Here is a 17,855-nt window from a genome sequence, read left to right on the forward strand (position 1 = left end):
CGGTCCCCGCCACTGGCGGGCGGCGGCCTCGACCAGCATCGCGCGCGCCTTGGCCCCGGCCTCGCGCAATTGCATCCAGGAGTTGGCCATCGCCGAACTGCCGCCGGTGCCCTGCATGGTGCCGAAGGCCAGGTTGGCGTAGCGCTTGGCGTCGGCGGGCGCGCTTTCCACGCGGACCTTGCTCCAGTCCGCGTCGAGTTCCTCGGCGACGATGGTGGCGATACCGGTATAGGCGCCCTGGCCCATTTCCACGTGCTTGGCGATCACCGTGACACTGTCGTCCGGGGCGATCCGCAGGAAGGCGTTGGGCGCGAAGCCGGCGTCCGGCAGGGCCGCGGCGAGGGCGCGACGGGCTCCGCTCCACTGGAAGCCGATGGTCAGGCCGACCACCGCGGCGCCTTTGAGGAAGCCGCGGCGCGAGCCGGGCAGGGCGTTGCTCAGATCGATCTTGCTGTTCATGGCGTCAGGCCTTCAGGGTGTCGGCGGCTTCGTGGATGGCGGCGCGGATCCGCACATAGGCGGCGCAGCGGCAGATGTTGCCGTTCATCGCGGCATCGATGTCGGCGTCGCTGGGGCTGGCGTTCTGCTCCAGCAGCGCGGTGGCGGACATGATCTGGCCGGACTGGCAGTAGCCGCACTGCGGTACCTGGAGCTTGACCCAGGCGTCCTGCACGGCCTTGCCGGGCTTGCTCTGGATACCTTCGATGGTGGTGACGCGCTTGCCGGCGACCGCGGAGACCGGCAGCACGCAGGAACGTACCGCGGTGCCGTCCAGCTGCACGGTGCAGGCGCCGCACTGGGCCATGCCGCAGCCGAACTTGGTGCCGTGCAGGCCGGCGCTTTCCCGGATGGCCCAGAGCAGGGGCATGTTGGGATCGACGTCGAGGGTGACGTTCTTGCCGTTCAGGACGAGCGAGGTGGGCATGCTGATTCTCCACGGAAAGGCCCGGGCAGGGCGTTATCTCTTATCAGGCAGGGATGCATCGGGCGAAGTGTGCGCGAAGGACGAAACGGACGCCTTGCACGATCCTGCGAAAGTCTAGATCAATCCTGCCGAGCGTCCCGGCGGGCGCGGCGCGGAAACGCGGCGAAACAACTCCGTCGGCGCAGGCGTTCACCCAGCTTCGGCAACGCGCTAGGATCGCTGCCGTCGGTGACTGACGCCCGCCCGGGCGGCACGCACTTTCAGCCGGAAGCGGGACGACCCGTTTTCCCTCTTTCATTGCGCGGGGACGACCCTGCAGAGAGGCTGGAAATGGCGTGGATCTATCTCTTGCTCGCCGGTGTCTTCGAAATCGTCTGGGCCACGGCCATGAAGGAGTCGGCCGGCTTCACCCGTCTGTGGCCGAGCCTGGTCACCCTGCTGTTCATGATCCTCAGCTTCGGCCTGCTGGCCGTTTCCATGAAAACCCTGCCCCTCGGCACGGCCTACACCATCTGGGTCGGCATCGGTGCGGTCGGCGCCTTCGCCCTGGGCATCCTGCTCTTCGGCGAAAGCCCGAGCTCGTTGCGGCTGCTGGCGGTGGGGCTGATCGTGGCCGGCATCGTCATTCTCAAGCTGGCGACCCGTCAGGGCTGAGGGGCGACCATCATGTACGCATCCTTCGCTCCCGCGACCTGGGCCTTGCTCGCCTACCTCTTCGGCGCGCTCGCCCTTTGCCTGCTCATGCTGGGGTTGGGCCGGGTGCTGGGCGGTCGGTCGCATGGCCGGGCGAAGAACCTGCCGTTCGAGTCGGGGGTTGATTCCACCGGCTCGTCGCGCTTGCGCTTCTCGGTCAAGTACGCGTTGGTCGCCATGCTGTTCGTGATCTTCGGCATCGAGATGCCGTTCCTCTACCTCTGGGCGGTGTCGCTGCGGGAGAGTGGCTGGGCGGGTTTCGTCGAGGCGACGCTGTTCGTCTCCCTGCTGCTGGTCGGACTGTTCTACCTGCACCGGGTCGGCGCCCTCGACTGGTCGCCGGAGCGCCGGCGGAGAAAGCCGCACGACTAGTCGTGGAGGATCACCAGCAGGTAGCGGCAGGCTTGCCCGGCGGTGGCGAAGGCCACCGCGCGGTCGACGCCGAAGTCCAGGCGGTCGCCGCGCTGCAGGTGGAACGACTGCTCGCCGTAGTCCACCCGCAGCGCACCCTCGACCAGCCACAGGCGCTGCCGGTAGGGCCGGCCGCCCCAGCGGGGATAATCGAGGCGGGTGTTCGCCGGAATCTCCACTTCCACCATCTCGCAGCCGCTACGCGGATCGCGAGCGCCGACCTGGCGGCGGCGGTAGCCGCTGGCCGGGTCCTCCCACACTTCCTGCTGCGCGCGCCGGCAGAGCGGTTCGGCCGACGCCTGCGCGTCGCCGAGCAAGTCGGACAGGGCGATCCCCAGGCCGCTGGCGAGACGGCCGAGGACGCTGGCGGTGGGGCTGCTTTCGTTGCGCTCGATGCGCGAGATCATCGCCTTGCTCACCGCGCAGCGTTCGGCCAGTTGGGCGAGGGTCAGCTCGCGCTCCTTGCGCAGGGCGGCTAGGCGTCGGGCAATCAGTTCGTCGAGATCCATGGGTGGCCCTGGCGGGTTTTTCTCGTCCATGATAGTCACTATCCAATATATTGGAAATTCGACCTTGCATTGGAGATTGCCCGCGATGACCGAACCGACGATTCGCCGCCTGGCTGGCGAGGAGATCCTGGCGCGCCTGGACGAACTGGCCGAGGTACTGCTGGACTGCGTGGAAGGCGGGGCTTCGGTCAGCTTCATGTGGCCGTTGCCGCGGGAGCGGGCGCTGGCCTTCTGGCGCGGCGTCGGCGAGAGCGTGGCGGGCGGCGAACGCCTGCTGCTGGTGGCGGAAGCGGAGGGGCGGATCGTCGGTACCGTGCAACTGCTCCTCGACCAACCGCCGAACCAGCCGCACCGCGCCGACGTGGCGAAGATGCTGGTGCACCGGCGTGCGCGTCGGCGCGGCATCGGCGAGGCGCTGCTGGGCGAGCTGGACCGGCTCGCCCGGGCCTGCGGCAAGTCCCTGCTGGTGCTGGATACGGTCAGCGGCAGCGCCGCCGAACGGCTGTACCAGAAGACCGGCTGGACGCGGGTCGGGGAAATCCCGGACTACGCCCTGCTGCCGGACGGCACGCCCTGTCCCACCACCTATTTCTACAAGCGCCTGGCTGCTGCCGGCTGACCGAAGATACCGGCGTTCCCAGGGCAGGCCGGGTAGAATCGGCGGATGCGAGACATTCGGGGTCGATGGTGGAGTTACTGCAAGGGTTCGTCCTGACCCGGCACTGGCGCGATACGCCGGCCGGCACGGAAGTCGCGTTCTGGCTGGCGACCGAGCAGGGCCCGCGGCAGGTGCGGCTGCCGCCGCAGCCGTCGGTGGCGTTCGTCCTCGCCGAGCAGCGCGGGCGCGTCGAGTCCCTGCTCGCCGGGGAGACTGGCGCCGAGCTGCGCCCGCTGGCACTGCGCGACTTCCAGCAGAGGCCGGTGCTCGGCCTGTACTGCCAGCAGCATCGCCAGCTGATGAATCTGGAGAAACGCTTGCGCCAGGCCGGCGTCGAGGTGTTCGAGGCCGATATCCGGCCGCCGGAGCGCTACCTGATGGAGCGCTTCATCACCGCGCCGGTCAGCCTGGAGGCGAGTGTCGAGGCCGACGGCAGCCTGCTCGCCCGGCGCCTGAAGCCGGCTCCGGACTATCGCCCGCGCCTGCGCCTGGTGTCGCTGGACATCGAGACCAACGCCCGCGGCGATCTCTACTCCATTGCCCTGGAGGGCTGCGGCCAGCGCCAGGTATACATGCTCGGCCCGGCCAACGGCGATGCCGCGGCCGTGGATTTCCGCCTCGACTATTGCGACAGCCGTGCCGGGCTGCTGGAGCGTCTCAACCAGTGGCTGGCCGAGCACGATCCCGACGCCATCATCGGCTGGAACCTGGTGCAGTTCGACCTGCGCGTCCTGCATGAGCATGCCCAGCGCCTGAAGGTGCCGCTGCGCCTGGGGCGTGGCGGCGACGAAATGGGCTGGCGCGAGCACGGCAGCCGCAACAACCACTTTTTCGCTGCGGCGGCCGGCCGCCTGATCATCGATGGCATCGAGGCGCTGCGCTCGGCGACCTGGAGCTTCCCCTCGTTCAGCCTGGAGAACGTCGCCCGGACCCTGCTCGGCGAAGGCAAGGCGATCGACAATCCGTACCAGCGGATGGACGAGATCGATCGCATGTTCGCCGAGGACAAGCCGGCCCTCGCGCACTACAACCTGAAGGACTGCGAACTGGTGACGCGGATCTTCGCCCGTACCGAACTGCTCGACTTCCTCCTCGAACGGGCCACCGTCACCGGCCTGCCGGCGGACCGCAGCGGCGGCTCGGTGGCGGCCTTCACCCACCTGTACATGCCGTTGATGCACCGCGCCGGCTTCGTCGCCCCGAACCTCGGCGAGAAGCGTCCGGAAGCCAGTCCCGGCGGCTTCGTCATGGACTCGCGGCCGGGCCTCTACGAATCGGTGCTGGTGCTCGACTACAAGAGCCTGTATCCGTCGATCATCCGTACTTTCCTGATCGACCCGGTCGGCCTGGTGGAAGGCCTGCGCCAGCCGGACGACGAGCACTCGGTGGAAGGCTTTCGCGGCGCCCGCTTCTCGCGTACCCGGCATTGCCTGCCGGCCATCGTCGCACGGGTCTGGGAGGGCCGCGAGGCGGCCAAGCGCGAACGCAACCAGCCGCTCTCGCAGGCGTTGAAGATCATCATGAACGCCTTCTACGGGGTGCTGGGGTCCAGCGGCTGCCGCTTCTTCGACCCGCGCCTGGCCTCGTCCATCACCCTGCGCGGGCACCGGATCATGCGCCGTACCCGCGAGCTGATCGAGGCCGAGGGCTATACGGTGATCTATGGCGATACCGACTCCACCTTCGTCTGGCTCGGCAGCCCCCGCGCCGAGGAGGAGGCCGCGGCCATCGGCCGGGCGCTGGTGGCGCGGGTCAACGACTGGTGGCGCGGGCACCTGAAAGAAGAATTCGGCCTCGACAGCGCCCTCGAGCTGCAATTCGAGACCCATTACCGGCGTTTTCTCATGCCCACCGTGCGCGGCGCCGAGGAGGGCAGCAAGAAACGCTACGCCGGCCTGGTGCGCCGCGCCGACGGTGGCGAGGAGATGGTCTTCAAGGGCCTGGAGACCGTGCGCACCGACTGGTCGCCGCTGGCCCAGCGCTTTCAGCAGGAACTCTACCTGCGCATCTTCAACCGCCAGCCCTACCAGGACTACGTGCGCGATTACGTACGACGGACCCTGGCCGGCGAGCTGGACGACCTGCTGGTCTACCGCAAGCGCCTGCGCCGGCGCCTCGACGATTACCAGCGCAACGTGCCGCCGCATGTGCGCGCGGCGCGCATCGCCGACGACTACAACCTCGAGCGCGGGCGCCCGCGGCAGTACCAGGGCGGCGGCTGGATCAGCTACGTGATCAGCGTCGCCGGTCCCGAGCCGCTCGAGGCGCGGCGTTCGGCCATCGACTACGAGCACTACGTGGGCAAGCAGTTGCAGCCGGTGGCCGACGCCATCCTGCCGTTCGTCGGCGACGACTTCGCCACCCTGGTCGACCGGCAGATGGCGCTGTTCTGAGGCGGCCGACGCCTAGACGAGCCGCGCCGGGATCTCCGCGAGCAAGCTCCCGAGCCGTTCCGCCAGTGCCGCGTCGCAGCCCAGCAAGGGCGCGCGCAGTTCGTCGCCGATCAGTCCCTGGCGCGCCAGGCCGGCCTTGACCGGCGCCGGGTTGGGTTCGGCGAAGGCCGCGCGGATCAGCGGCAACAGCGCGAAGAAGTTGGCCCGGGCCGCGTCCAGCCGGCCCTCGACCACCTGCCGGTGAAGCGCGACGAAGCGCTGTGGGTGCAGGTGCGCGGAGGCGGCGATGGCACCGCTGGCGCCCAGGCAGAAGGCGTTGAACATTTGCAGGTCTTCGCCAGCGAGCACCGCTACCTGGCCGTCTGCCAGCAATGCCAGGGTGTTTTCCAGGCTGCCGCCGCAGTCCTTGATCGCGGCGATGCGCGGGTGGCCGACGATCCGTCGCAGGGTTTCCAGTTCCATGCGCACACCGGTGCGATAGGGAATGTCGTAGACGATCAGCGGCACGCTGGAGGCGTCGGCGACGCCATGGAAGAAGCGCACCAGCGCCTCCTGGGAGGGGCGGATGTAGTAGGGCGCCGGCACCAGCAGGCCGGCGAGCGGACGCTCTAGCACTTCGCGCTGGAAGGCCAGCAGTTGCGCCTGGTTGTTGCCGGCCAGCCCCATCGCCACGCGCTCCGGCGCCACCCGTTCGAGCACGGCGTCGAGCAATTGCAGCTGTTCGCCGTGTTCGAGCGCCGCGGCTTCGCCGGTGGTACCGCAGACCACGACCCCGGCGACACCGGCATTCAGCAGGTGGTCGAGCAGGCGCGGCAGCGCGGCGAAGTCGATCTCGCCATGGCGGAACGGCGTGACCAGCGGGACCCAGATACCTTGGAACGATGACATGACTCTCTCCTGATGGCTGACCGTCTTGTCGGCGTCAGGAGGGCGGAAGGGATTCGGCGGGAGGCGGGAGCGCCTGCGTGTCCTGTCAGCTCACCTGACGGGACAGCACGCCCCGGTCAAATGAGCGACTGTTTCTTCGATTTCTTCGCGGCAACGGCACGGCCCCGAGCCTTGGCGCCGGGGCCAAGCGGAAAACGCTCGAAGTCGAAGGACAGGGACATGCCGTGGAATACCGGAAAAAGGGGGACGGGCAATTTCTACGGACTGCGCGGCGCGCTGTCAACCGCGTCGCGGGTTCAGGCCAGTTGCGCCGGGTCGAGCATGTCGCTCTCGAAGGTCATCCAGCCGCCGTTCTCGCTGGCCGCGCCGTCGAGGATCGGGCCGTGGTAGGTGAGGCCGATGGTCAGGCTGAAGCAGATGTGGGTAGCGTTCTCCGGGGCGTCCAGCTGGCCTTCGAAGTGCAGCTTGAGCACGCCCGGCTCGACGCTTTCCAGGCCGATGGCGACGTTCGGGTTGTCCACGGCCTCGCTTTCGCGGCCACGTTGCTCGGCGCTGACGGTGAGGGTCACGGTGTCTCGGTACATGTTCTTGCTCCAGTTGTCATGGGGCCGGCGTCGCCAGCGCGGCGGACAGACTACTGGCAGCCGCGCCGGCTGGCCAGTGCTGGCTGCGGCAGCAGCCGCGCGGGGCCTGGGAATCATTCGCCGGCGGCGCAGTCCAATTGCGCATCACCAACCGACCCCCGAGGGGATGATGAAGCTACCCGTGCTCGCTGTATTGGGCGCCGCGCTGCTGTTGAGCGCCTGCGCGAAGAAGGAGGCCGAGGCCTGTGCCTCGCCGGACGTGAAGGATCAACTGATGCGGATCTTCCTCCAGGGCGCGATCACCGAGCGCTCGCCGGAGTTCAAGGACAGCGCGCTGCGCGACGTGGCGATCCTCGAGAAGGATCCCGACAGCGGCGTGCTGTCCTGCGTCGGCACCCTCAGCGTGCCGGCCGGCCAGCAGGTGGTCGAGGGCGTCCTGCAATACCGCATCGCCCCGGTGGCCAAGTCCGACTACGACTACCTGCTGCTGGATACCGCCGGCGCCAACACCACCGCCCTGGCGCAGCGCCTGAACAAGGCGCTCGGCCAGTGATCGCGCGCCTCGCTCAGGGTACGCCGTTGCGGCCGTGGGCGAGGAAGCCGGGACGGGCGCCGAGGCGCTCGTAATAGGCGCGCACCGCTGGCAGCGACGGATGCTCGAACGGCGTCTCGTACCAGCGGTTGACCGACAGGCCGATGGCGATGTCGGCCAGGCTGAAGGTCTCGCCGGCGACATAGGCGCCGGTGCGTAGCAGTTGTCCCTCGAGGATTTCCATGAAGCCCGTCCAGCCGCGCAGCGAAGCCTCCACCTGGACCGCGTCGCGGTGCGCCGGCGACTGCCGGACCAGGCTCATGAAGGCATAGCTCCACGAGCGGTTGAGGTCGGAGGCCTGCCAGTCCAGCCACTGGTCGACCCGCGCGCGCGGCGTCGCCTGCTGCGGATAGAGACGTTCGCCGGCATAGCGGTTGGCCAGGTAGCGGATGATGCTGTTGGATTCCCAGAGCACCAGTTCGCCGTCGCGCAGCACCGGCACCATGGCGTTCGGGTTGAGGGCGAGGAATTCCGCCGCGTGGGTGTCGCGGAAGCCGCTGCCCCAGTCTTCGCGGCGGTAGGGCAGGTCCAGTTCGGCGCAGGTCCAGAGGACCTTGCGCACGTTGATCGAAGAGGCCTTTCCGAGAATCTCCAGCATGGCGATGGCGCGTCCTTGGGCGGATAGGAAGGCTCCGAGTATACGGGCCGATGCCGCCGACGGGGAGCGGCTCGACCGGGGGCGCCGGCTAGGCGCCGCTGGCTTGCCGGCGGCCCGGGCGGCGGCGCGCCCAGAAGGCGAAGTAGAGCCAGCCGATGACGAACGACGGCGCCACGCTCGCCAATGGATGCGGCGTGCCCGAGAGCCAGTGCAGCGCGGCCATCGGCGCGGTCAGCAGGAGCACCACCAGCAGGGGCGCCTGGCGTTGCGCAAGGCCGTGGCGGCGGCCGAGACACTGCAACAGGTACAGGCCGAAGCGCGTCGCCAGGAGACTCGCGGCGCCCTGGACCAGGGCGGCGCCCCCCATCCCGGCCAGGCCGCCGTCCTGGTTGGCATAGGCCGCCCAGGCGCCGTAGAGCACCGCGGCCGGCAGCGCCGCCAGCCACGGGTCGTCGGAGCGCTGCGCGAGTCCGCTCACCGGATGATCCTCTGCTGCACGTAGGGTTCGGCACCGGGTGCGAGGCGGACCATGCAGAGGATCTGGTCGCTGCTGCCGACGTGGGCGACGAAGTGGTCGTTGGTCCTGGCGTGGCTGGACATCGCCATGCGCGGGAAGAAGTCCGGGGCGACGCTGCGTTGCCCGCCGGGTATCAGGCCGGTTTCCGCATCCAGGCGCAGGTTGGCGGACAGCGTGCCGACCACGTCGCGGGCCAGGTCGACCATGTCCGGGCACTGGCGTGGCGCTTCCAGGTCCGGGTACAGCGTCGCTCCCGGGATCCGCGCGCTGAGGGCGCGGAACATGTTGTAGACCACCGGGTTGTAGGTCTTCGCCACGATCAGCGGCGGCAGCCCGCCGTTGCGCTCGCTGACCTGGCGCAGGAAGAACTGGTTGATCCGCTTGAACAGGCTGGTGCGGTGGTAGCGGTCGACCACCATCGCCGTCCACAGGTAGAGGAAGCGCGTCGAGCCGCGGACGAAGTCCTTCGCTCCCAGGATGCCGATGATCCGTTCGCCCTCCGGGTCGGTCGCCAGCACCAGGTGGTCGTAGGTCTCGAAGATATCCGGCTGGTTGCCGAAGTATTGCAGCACGTCGAACTGCGGCATTCCCTCTTGCAGGTCGGCGACTATCTTGCGCTTGAAGCCCTCGGGGAATTGCCGTTCGCGGCTGGAGTAGTCGAGGTCGAAGGCGTTTTTCTGCGGATCGCTGGTCATGGTCGTGGCTCGCCGGAGGAAGAGGCTGAAGGGCGCAGGACCAACTGGCGGTCCGTCGCGTCGGTGGCGTCGTCGGCGATACGGATGTACGCGCCGCGGGCCCAGAGTTCGTTGAGGTCGGTGGCGCCGTCGAACGGCAGGCCGGAGTTGCGGGTGGACAGCGCGTAGCGCGAGTTGTCGAAGTCCGCCAGGTCGATGACCATCCGCAGGGTCGCGGCGATCCGTGTGTTGAACGGGTTGGCCGGGTCGCTGTAGTCGAAGCGCCCGACGTTGACGCTGAAGTTGTCGCCGCCCTTGTTGTTCTTCAGGTCGAACAGCGTGCGCAACGGGGTCTTGTGGAAGGGCACGTGCTCGGCGAGGGCGGCGTGCGCCTCGCCCCACTTCCAGCCATCCGGCGCGCTTCCGTGGGCGGCCCGCAGTTCGTCGAGGGCGCGGCGCAGCGACTGGTTCAGCTTGAGGTCGCAGCCTTGTTCCTGGCCGCACCAGAAGCGCAGGTCGGCCTGGCCGTCGAGGATCAGCCGGAGGAATCCGTCGTAGTTGCGCTGGTTCCAGCCGCTGGCCAGCAACTGCGTGCCGATCCTCGGTTGCAGCAGCTCGCGGGTGAAGGCGCGTACCCAGTAGCCGGCGATCAGTGGCGCGGCCAGGTCGGCGGCGGCCTGGTGGTTCCAGCCCTGGAGCAGGGCGAAGGCCTCGCTGGCGCGCAGGTCGGGGTCGCTGACCTGCTCCAGCATCTTCGGCAACAGGCTCGCCATCACGCTGGAGAACTCGTCGTTCTGCAACTCCAGGCTGTCTTCCAGGGTGCGCTGGCCGGGGCCGCCGAGCCACTCGCGGATGCGGTCGTAGCGGTAGGGCAGGACCCAGTCGTGGCCGAAGTCGAAGGCATTGTCGGACGGCACGATGCGCTGGTTCGCCGTGGCGATGAACCCTTCGCGCGGGTTGAGGCTGCGTGGCTTGGCGCTTTCCGGAACGTAGCCGACCCAGTCGTAGCGGCTCTCCCAGCCGGGCGAGGGAGCCAGGCCATGGAGGTCGTCGTCGGCGCCGCGGAGCGGTACGCGACCGGCGGAGACGTAGCCGATGTTGCCCTCGACGTCGGCATAGACCATGTTCTGCGGCGGCACGCCGAAGTCGGCGGTGGCGTCGAGGAACTGTTCCCAGCCTTCGGCCCGGTTGATCGCCAGCAGGCTCGGGAAGGTCTTGTCGTGACGGTCGAGGCCGGTCCAGGCGAGGGCGATCACCAGCCGGTCGCGCTGCGCCTGCGGCAGCCGCGCCGGTTCGTAGATGTCGCTGATCACCGGGCCGTGGCGGGTACTGCGGACCTCCAGCGAGACCGTCTCGCCGTCGCGCACGGCGATGCGTTCCAGGCGCGTCTCGAAGGGCCGGTAGCCGTCCGGGGCCAGGTAGCGCCGCGGGTCCTGGGGATCGACGCGCTCCAGGTAGGCGTCCTGGATGTGCGAGCCGGTATTGGTGTAGCCCCAGGCGATGCGCTGGTTATGGCCGATGACGAACAGCGGGGCGCCGGCGAAGTTGGCGCCGGTGAGGCTCAGGCCGGGGATCTTCAGGCTGGCCAGGTAGAAGGCCGCCGGGTTGGTCAGGCGCAGGTGCGGATCGTTGGCCAGCAGCGGCTTGCCGGTGGCGCTGCGGTTGGCGGAGACCACCCAGTTGTTCGAGCCGATGCCTTCGACGTTGGATCCGGGCAGTTGCCCCAGCAGCTTGCCGGCGTCCGGCGTGCCGCGCAGGGAGCGGTACAGGCTGGCGTAGTCGCGGGTGGCCGGCGGCCGCTCGCCCGGATAGGGGGCGAACACCTCGTTGATCCGCGCCAGGTCCAGGTGCTCGGCCAGCGCCAGGCGCTGCAACTGCATGCCCAGGTTGGCGCTCAGGGTCCAGGAATAGAGCAGGTGCAGGGACAGGCTGTCCACCGGCCCCCAGGGCCCCGGCCGCTCGTGGCGCACCAGGCTGAACTCCAGCGGCAGCGCCGCCGGGGCCAGCTCCAGGTAGGCGTTGATCCCGGCGCTGTAGCGTTGCAGCAGGACGCGCGTGGGCGCGTCCAGGTTGGCGTAGATGCCCTCGGCGGTGCGTCGGAAGCCCAGGGTGCGGGCGAACCTGTCCATCGGCAGGGTCTTGGCGCCGAACACTTCGGAGAGCGTCCCGCCGGCATAGCGGCGGGCGAACTCCATCTGCCACAGGCGATCCCTGGCGTGGCTGTAGCCGAGCAGGAAATAGCCGTCCTCCAGGCTCTGCGCGCGGATATGCGGGACGCCGGCGGCGTCCCAGGCGATCCGCCCCTCGTGTTCCAGGCCATGGCCGACCTGGATCTCGCCGTACTTGAAGCCCAGCGGGACGGCCAGCAGGTAGACCGCGCAGGCCAGTAGCCCCAGCAGCAGGCCGCCGAGGGACAGGCGCCAGGCGTAACGTGCGTTCTTCGACATCGCTTCGAGTCTCCACGCCGACGGGTCAATAGACCCGCCGGTTCCGGTCCGCATGGCGACTGACGAAGAACACCAGCGAGACGCGCTCGCCGGCGGTCACCCGCTGGACCTCGTGGGGATAGCTGCAGTCGCTGATGATCACCGAGCGCGGCTCCGGCTTGATGTCGTTGCGCAGGTTGCCGTCGCGGTCGTAGACCACGAATTGGCCGCCGGAGAAGTAGGTGCCGAGCTGCAGGACGATGGAGTACTGGTAGTCCGGGTTGCTGTCGGTATCCAGGTGCCGGCCGATGAACGAGCCGGCCTTCATCCGGTTCACCTGCATGCGCCGCACGTAGAAGGCGTCGTCGCCCATCAGCTTGCGGAACAGGCTCATCACGTTGTCGTTGCAGACGCGCGGGATGATCAGCTCCGACAGCGCATGGTTGACCACCGTGGGACGGTCGCGGTCGGTCATGAAGCGGGCCACGTAGAGGTCGTTCTCCTCGTCGGCGTCGCCGATCAGGATCTTCTCCCACGGCAGGGTCGAGTTGGCCAGGACCTGGTTCATCAGTTCCCAGTCCTGCTCGTCGTAGAGCGCGTCGCTGGGGGTGATATAGGCGCAGCCGTTGGCTGCCAGGCTCTGGGTGATCTGGGCAATCTGAGTATTCATGGGGTTTCCTGTGTGATCAGGCGGTAGCCTGGGATGCGGGTTGGTTGGTGTGGGGCTGGTTGGCGGCATCGGTCTCCGGAGCGAGCCGGGCATGGTTCTCGCGGTACCAGTCGACGATTCCGAACGGGTCCGACTGGCCGCGGCAGAGGTGGTCGCGCAGGATCAGGAAGTTCTCCCACATGCCCCAGGTCTCGGTCATCGGGCCGAACTTCGAGGGGCGCGCCTCGTTGGCCGCGCGCTCCGGCGCGATGCGCCAGAAGTTCACCCCCGGCTTGCGGTGGTGGAAGTCGTGGCTGGGCAGGTCCTGCATGAAGGAGAACACCCGCAGCGGGATGTCGATCAGCAGCACGCCCAGGCTCCAGCGAACGAACGCCAGGGCGAAGGCCAGGCCCTGCTTGTCGGCCGGGTAGGGGCGGCCGAGGAAGCGTCCCCAGCTCAGCGAGCCGTAGTGCAGGAAGCGCGGCAGGCCGTGCTCGTTGCGGGCGAACCAGAGGTGCTCGGAGACGTGCTGGATCCACGACGAGTACTGGGTGAGGATGAAGATCGGGAACAGGTAGAACAGCGCGAACGCCTCCAGGTAGCCGCTGGCGTACACCAGGCCGAGCAGCGCGGCCCAGTAGAGCGCGCGGCTGACGCGCTCGTGGCGAGGCGCGGAGACGAAGCTGACGTCGAAGCGGAACTTCAGGTGCTCGAGGACCCGTGCCGGATGGAAGGGCGCGAGCACCAGGCGGGTCCAGAAGGCGCTCTCGGACATACCCTTGTAGAAGCCGTGCTGCTTCATGAAGACCAGGTCGACGTCGTGCTCGGTATTGAAGGTGCGCACGCTGTGGTGCTCGTTCACGTGCAGCTTCACGTACTCGTCGCGCGGGGTGTGCAGGATCGGGATCGACAGGATCCACTTGCAGGTGAAGCGGGCCAGCGCCTTGTTCTCCAGGCTGGCGCCATGGGTGGTGTAGTGGAAGGTATGGAGGAAGCCGCGCTGGCGGTTGACCACCAGGCACATGATCAGCGCGCCCAGCAGGCACTTCAGCCACAGTGGCTGCTGCGAGGCGAGCAGTTGCTGGCCGTAGATCACCGCGAGGAAGAACACCGCATAGCCCCAGCTGATGTGCAGGTAGAGCTGCCAGGGCTTGAGCAGGGTGTCTTTCGGTCGCCGCGGCGGGCGGTCGTTCAGCGACTTGCCGGTGACCCAGGTCCAGAACGGCTGGCAGGGCAGGTCCTTGTAGGTACGTCGCACGTCGATGCCGTATCCGTACTTGGAGTAACGGGTCTTGAACAGTTCATCTTGCATGGCGCAGGCGCTCCCTCGTTACAGGTAGTCGGTTCGGATGTAGAGCGTCGGGACGGTCGCGAAGAACGAGTAGAACGGCTCCATCCGGTAGTGATCGACGGCCAGCACGACGAAGTTGTCGAAGCGCTCGCCGAAGAGTTTTCCCATCAATGCGTACTCGGCAGCCTGGGAGACGAAGCTGGCCCAGATCTGCTCGCGCGACTGGCTGGCGAACCATTTTTCGTAGAGCGGCAGGCGCGACAGGAAAATCGATTCCAGGGCCGGGTAGTCCAGCCCGGTCTGGCCGTAGTCGCCCTGTTCCAGGCGCTGGACGATCTCGCCGTGGGCCCGGTGCCAGCCGTCCTCGCCGCCGCACATCTCGAAGAACGAGCAGGTCGCGGCCGGGCAGGGCAGGGCCCCGGCGATCCGCTCGAGCTGGCGCTCGACCTTGCCGAGGAAACCCTCGCGGGTCTCGCCGGTGGCGGGGTTGCGGTTGAACGACAGGTACTCGAACTCGCCGCCGAGGATCGCGTGGCGGATTTCCACCTGGCGCGCCCTGGCCAGCTCCGCCACCGCCTGGCCGGCGCTGACCAGCTTGGCGCCGGCCAGGCCGGGCTGGTCGCCGACTCGCTCGAAGGTGTAGCGCGGCTTGCCCTCGGCATCGCTGGAGTGCGAGTAGTCCGGGCATACCGCGCTCACCAGGTGCAACGGACGGCCTTCGCCAGCGGCGCGCTCCAGCGCCTCAACCAGGCCGCGCAGCGCCCGCTCGCTGGGCGGCATGACGTTGCCGGCGGCCAGCCAGCGCTCGATGTCGCGGGCGTGGCGGTCGAGCTGCGGGATGTCCGGATGCTTGAGCTCCAGCTCGCTCTTGGCGTTGACCGCATCGGCCAGGAGCAGGGTGGTCAGGGACGGGATGCGTCCCTTGCTCTTGAAACGGTGGATGTTGGTGACCACCGAGTTGCCCTGGCGCAGCTTGAAGTCGAATTCCTGGTGGCGCGACTGGAGGATCAGGTAGAACAGGTAGTTGCTGAACGGCAGCTCGCGCGCGCCGTGGGAGATGCGCAGCTCCAGATACCTGCGTTTCAGTTCGCCGAGGCGCGTTTCCAGTTGCGCATAGGTATGGTCGGGGACCACTTCGGCGAGGGGGAGGCCATACGAGATGGATTTCAATATGTTCCGGCTGAGACGGGAATCGATGTCTGGAATCATGGCGTTCACCTGACGTCGGGCTTGACCAGGACGGGAGCGGGCTGGGTTTTTCCGGGAAGGCTGTGCACGTCGCGGAACAGCAGCATGTCGACGAACTGCTGCTCCTTGTCGCCGGCGAAGCCCTGCGGCTCGTCGATGCGGCGGGGGTTCTCGTAGGTACCGAACAACATGTCCCAGATCGGGAAGTCGCTGTAGTTGCACTCGTGGCGGTCGCGCTGGTGGTGGATGCGGTGCATCTCCGGGCGCTGGAACAGGTAGCCGAGGACGTGCGGGGTGCGCAGGTTCGAGTGGTAGAACATCTCGCCGAGCGCGGCGAACATGATGTAGTAGGCGCCGGCCTCGATGCTGATGCCCATCACCACGTAGGCGACGAAGCTGCCCAGCAGCGAGTTGAAGACCATCTCGGTCGGATGCTTGTAGAAGGAGGTGAATACCTCGATGCGTTGCGGCGCGTGGTGCAACTGGTGGAACAGCCGCCAGAGCGTGTCGTTGGCGTGGCGCGCGCGATGCCACCAGTAGGTGACGAAGGTGTTGACGAAGTAGGCGGCGAAGCCGGCCAGCAGTGGTGGCAGGGCATCCGAGGTGTGCAGCAGGCTGTGCCCCATCATCCATTTGTTCCAGGTGATGCCGGCGAGCAGGGCGATCGACACCTGGACGATGTTGAGGAAGATCACCCGGGCCACCCAGGTGCTCACCTTGGGCAATTTCCAGCCGGGAACCAACTGTTCCAGCATGAAGATGAATAGCGCCACTCCGATCAAGTAATAAATCATATTTATCTCCTCTTCCTTAGGGGCGGACGCCATGCGGAACTTTCATCGATACGAAAGGCCAGCGTCCTGTTTATTGTCTGAAGCACTTCTCGGCAGGCTGCGGTTATCGCTTCGCTATATTCGGAAGGCGATCTCGGTCAGGCGTGGATAGCTTGTCCATGGTCGAATGGAGCGCTCTTTTTAATTGCCTCAGAATGCGCTTCGTGAAAATCGGCACGGACAATGAAATGCCTGGTCGAATTAAATTGTCACAGCCCGGCAGGGACAACCTGCCCTTCCGGGCAGGTATCTGCGGAGAGATAGGGGGGGAAGTATGTAGTTGCCATTTCTGGTCCCCGGGGAGCCTCGTCGACGAGGCCCGCCATGGACCAAGGTTTGTTGTCGGGAGGCTCTCCCGACGACGATGGAGCGTGCGAGAAGAACAATGAGAAAGACCGCCGTGAGGCCCATCGGAGAGCCGTTCTACGGTTTCCGCAAAGATCCGGGGCGCCGTCCCCTCCAGCCCAGCGCAGTTCCTGCGCGGCGCCTCGTGTCCGTGCTCATCGAGAAGTTCTCTTCAGCCTCGTTTCGTCGTCGCCCGGCGGGCGGCGAATGGGCTCGACCTCGTCCGGAACACCCGCACAGGGCCGGTGGCGATATGTACTTCCAGGTCCGGCTTGATAAAGGGAATTGTCATGAGTGGATAAGACGGAAACAAAAAAGAATAAAAACGCTGAAGAACCGAATCCTGCCGGGATCGATTGTTGACTGGTGAAGCTGGCATGCATGATGAGAGAGAGGGATATCTCGAGATTTTGTCAAGAATAACAACCGAGGAAGAGTTCTTCTCCCTGGTTCTCGAGATATGCGGTAATTATGGATTCGAATTCTTTTCATTCGGTGCGCGGGCGCCTTTCCCGCTGACCGCGCCTAAATATCATTTCTTGTCCAATTACCCAGGGGAATGGAAAAGCAGATATATCTCCGAAGACTACACATCCATCGACCCGATCGTGCGCCATGGTCTCCTGGAATACACCCCGCTGATCTGGAATGGCGAAGACTTCCAGGAGAACCGTTTCTTCTGGGAGGAAGCGCTGCATCACGGCATCCGTCACGGCTGGTCGATCCCGGTCCGCGGCAAGTACGGGCTGATCAGCATGCTGTCCCTGGTGCGTTCCAGCGAGAGCATCGCCGCGACGGAAATCCTGGAGAAGGAATCCTTCCTGCTCTGGATCACCAGCATGCTGCAGGCTACCTTCGGCGACCTGCTGGCGCCGCGCATCGTCCCGGAAAGCAATGTGCGCCTGACCGCCAGGGAAACCGAGATGCTCAAGTGGACCGCGGTGGGCAAGACCTACGGCGAGATCGGCCTGATCCTGTCGATCGACCAGCGCACGGTGAAATTCCATATCGTCAATGCGATGCGCAAGCTCAACTCCAGCAACAAGGCGGAGGCGACCATGAAGGCCTACGCCATCGGCCTGCTCAACTGAATCGACGGTGAGCCCGCCGCGCAAGCGTCCGGCCATTCGCCGAATGGCCGGATAGCGTTTGCGCCGGCCGCCTGAGCGCAGCCTTCCCACCGGCAGCGTTTCCCCGCTGCCCCCTTCGCCATTGCGCCCGTCCTCCTGTTGTCCGGCACGCTAGTGCAACTTTCCGGGCGCTTGGCAAACCGGCCAAAGAATAGAACGGAATCGATGCCCCACACCTGTAATTTTTAAGGGGTTATGGCTATTGCAAAAAAGCGTTTATAAGTTTGTCCCCTGTAAAATCTGGTTACAACTGGGTTTCAGGCGAAACATTCGGTCATGGCAATTCGGCATTAGTTGAAACTTTGGAGACGCTCCGAAGCGGGCAACTTTTGCCCGGAAAAAGCTTCACGGCAATTTCTCCGGCCTGTCATCCCGATGTCTTCTTTCCAGTATGGATACCAGTCGATTCGAACTGGCGGAGATGTGCACCATGCGAGAGTACCAACGGTTGAAAGGGTTTACCGACAACCTGGAATTGCGTCGACGCAACCGCGCCACGGTCGAGCACTACCTGCGCATGAAGGGGGCCGAACGGTTGCAGCGGCACAGCC

Annotated in this window: 20 protein-coding genes; 7 read left to right on the forward strand and 13 right to left on the reverse strand. The window is 66.6% G+C overall.

What is annotated here, in order from left to right:
- Together HMPREF2886_RS32325 and HMPREF2886_RS32330 are read right to left on the reverse strand one after the other, a co-directional pair.
- A partial coding sequence (locus HMPREF2886_RS32325; protein WP_139148440.1) for a molybdopterin cofactor-binding domain-containing protein occupies positions 1-459 on the reverse strand: 459 nt, incomplete at its 3' end.
- 4 nt (positions 460-463) lie between these two features.
- A complete protein-coding gene (locus tag HMPREF2886_RS32330; RefSeq protein ID WP_003102736.1) occupies positions 464-925 on the reverse strand; it encodes a (2Fe-2S)-binding protein in 462 nt (153 codons plus the stop codon).
- A 330-nt stretch (positions 926-1,255) separates the two neighbouring features.
- Here HMPREF2886_RS32330 and HMPREF2886_RS32335 point away from each other — a divergent pair, with 330 nt between their 5' ends.
- Both HMPREF2886_RS32335 and ndhC read left to right on the forward strand, forming a co-directional pair.
- Positions 1,256-1,579: a DMT family transporter gene (locus HMPREF2886_RS32335; protein WP_003162861.1), complete on the forward strand. Its 324-nt coding sequence runs from the start codon at positions 1,256-1,258 to the stop codon at positions 1,577-1,579.
- A 12-nt stretch (positions 1,580-1,591) separates the two neighbouring features.
- Entirely contained in the window at positions 1,592-1,990 is a 399-nt protein-coding gene (ndhC, locus tag HMPREF2886_RS32340) for an NADH-quinone oxidoreductase subunit A (protein ID WP_070749164.1), read from the forward strand.
- On the opposite strand, the gene HMPREF2886_RS32345 is transcribed toward ndhC, so the two are convergent.
- The gene (locus HMPREF2886_RS32345) at positions 1,987-2,538 is read right to left on the reverse strand and encodes a helix-turn-helix domain-containing protein (RefSeq protein ID WP_070749166.1); all 552 of its coding nucleotides are present in this window, start codon (positions 2,536-2,538) and stop codon (positions 1,987-1,989) included. The two genes, ndhC and HMPREF2886_RS32345, sit on opposite strands and share 4 nt — an antisense overlap.
- 85 nt (positions 2,539-2,623) lie before the next feature.
- Here HMPREF2886_RS32345 and HMPREF2886_RS32350 point away from each other — a divergent pair, with 85 nt between their 5' ends.
- The gene (locus HMPREF2886_RS32350; protein ID WP_057388407.1) at positions 2,624-3,157 is read left to right on the forward strand and encodes a GNAT family N-acetyltransferase; all 534 of its coding nucleotides are present in this window, start codon (positions 2,624-2,626) and stop codon (positions 3,155-3,157) included.
- Positions 3,158-3,225: 68 nt separating this feature from the next.
- Complete coding sequence (locus tag HMPREF2886_RS32355; RefSeq protein WP_070749170.1) at positions 3,226-5,589, forward strand: DNA polymerase II; 2,364 nt, start codon at positions 3,226-3,228, stop codon at positions 5,587-5,589.
- Between the two features lie 12 nt (positions 5,590-5,601).
- On the opposite strand, the gene dapA is transcribed toward HMPREF2886_RS32355, so the two are convergent.
- Positions 5,602-6,477, reverse strand: a complete 876-nt coding sequence (dapA, locus tag HMPREF2886_RS32360) for a 4-hydroxy-tetrahydrodipicolinate synthase (RefSeq protein WP_033968390.1) — start codon at positions 6,475-6,477, stop codon at positions 5,602-5,604.
- Positions 6,478-6,773: 296 nt separating this feature from the next.
- A complete protein-coding gene (locus tag HMPREF2886_RS35235) occupies positions 6,774-7,061 on the reverse strand; it encodes a hypothetical protein (RefSeq protein ID WP_033968391.1) in 288 nt (95 codons plus the stop codon).
- 166 nt (positions 7,062-7,227) lie between these two features.
- On the opposite strand from HMPREF2886_RS35235, the gene HMPREF2886_RS35240 reads away from it, so the two are divergent.
- The gene (locus HMPREF2886_RS35240; RefSeq protein ID WP_003115740.1) at positions 7,228-7,614 is read left to right on the forward strand and encodes a hypothetical protein; all 387 of its coding nucleotides are present in this window, start codon (positions 7,228-7,230) and stop codon (positions 7,612-7,614) included.
- Positions 7,615-7,627: 13 nt separating this feature from the next.
- Here the strand turns inward: HMPREF2886_RS35240 and HMPREF2886_RS32375 are convergent, their stop codons facing one another.
- From HMPREF2886_RS32375 to HMPREF2886_RS32410, 8 genes are all read right to left on the reverse strand, one after another.
- Complete coding sequence (locus tag HMPREF2886_RS32375) at positions 7,628-8,251, reverse strand: glutathione S-transferase family protein (RefSeq protein WP_033968392.1); 624 nt, start codon at positions 8,249-8,251, stop codon at positions 7,628-7,630.
- 88 nt (positions 8,252-8,339) lie between these two features.
- Positions 8,340-8,729: a hypothetical protein gene (locus HMPREF2886_RS32380; RefSeq protein ID WP_070749168.1), complete on the reverse strand. Its 390-nt coding sequence runs from the start codon at positions 8,727-8,729 to the stop codon at positions 8,340-8,342.
- Positions 8,726-9,463 (reverse strand): hypothetical protein, encoded by a 738-nt coding sequence (locus HMPREF2886_RS32385; protein WP_033968394.1) that lies wholly within the window; start codon positions 9,461-9,463, stop codon positions 8,726-8,728. The genes HMPREF2886_RS32380 and HMPREF2886_RS32385 overlap by 4 nt, the downstream gene beginning before the upstream one ends.
- Complete coding sequence (locus HMPREF2886_RS32390; RefSeq protein WP_039028256.1) at positions 9,460-11,889, reverse strand: penicillin acylase family protein; 2,430 nt, start codon at positions 11,887-11,889, stop codon at positions 9,460-9,462. Before HMPREF2886_RS32390 ends, HMPREF2886_RS32385 begins: the two co-directional genes overlap by 4 nt.
- Before the next feature lie 25 nt (positions 11,890-11,914).
- A complete protein-coding gene (locus tag HMPREF2886_RS32395) occupies positions 11,915-12,538 on the reverse strand; it encodes a 2OG-Fe(II) oxygenase (protein ID WP_003088147.1) in 624 nt (207 codons plus the stop codon).
- Between the two features lie 16 nt (positions 12,539-12,554).
- Positions 12,555-13,829: a fatty acid desaturase gene (locus HMPREF2886_RS32400; RefSeq protein ID WP_033968397.1), complete on the reverse strand. Its 1,275-nt coding sequence runs from the start codon at positions 13,827-13,829 to the stop codon at positions 12,555-12,557.
- Between the two features lie 18 nt (positions 13,830-13,847).
- The gene (locus HMPREF2886_RS32405; protein ID WP_003088150.1) at positions 13,848-15,017 is read right to left on the reverse strand and encodes a hypothetical protein; all 1,170 of its coding nucleotides are present in this window, start codon (positions 15,015-15,017) and stop codon (positions 13,848-13,850) included.
- 5 nt (positions 15,018-15,022) lie between these two features.
- Complete coding sequence (locus tag HMPREF2886_RS32410) at positions 15,023-15,790, reverse strand: sterol desaturase family protein (RefSeq protein WP_003102692.1); 768 nt, start codon at positions 15,788-15,790, stop codon at positions 15,023-15,025.
- 761 nt (positions 15,791-16,551) lie between these two features.
- On the opposite strand from HMPREF2886_RS32410, the gene qscR reads away from it, so the two are divergent.
- Positions 16,552-17,265, forward strand: a complete 714-nt coding sequence (qscR, locus tag HMPREF2886_RS32415) for a quorum-sensing transcriptional repressor QscR (RefSeq protein WP_003118960.1) — start codon at positions 16,552-16,554, stop codon at positions 17,263-17,265.
- A 469-nt stretch (positions 17,266-17,734) separates the two neighbouring features.
- The coding region (locus HMPREF2886_RS34070) for a PhzA/PhzB family protein (protein ID WP_218189080.1) at positions 17,735-17,855 on the forward strand (121 nt) is incomplete at its 3' end.

It is taken from the genome of Pseudomonas sp. HMSC066A08 (genome assembly GCF_001813025.1).
GTDB classification, from domain to species: domain Bacteria; phylum Pseudomonadota; class Gammaproteobacteria; order Pseudomonadales; family Pseudomonadaceae; genus Pseudomonas; species Pseudomonas aeruginosa.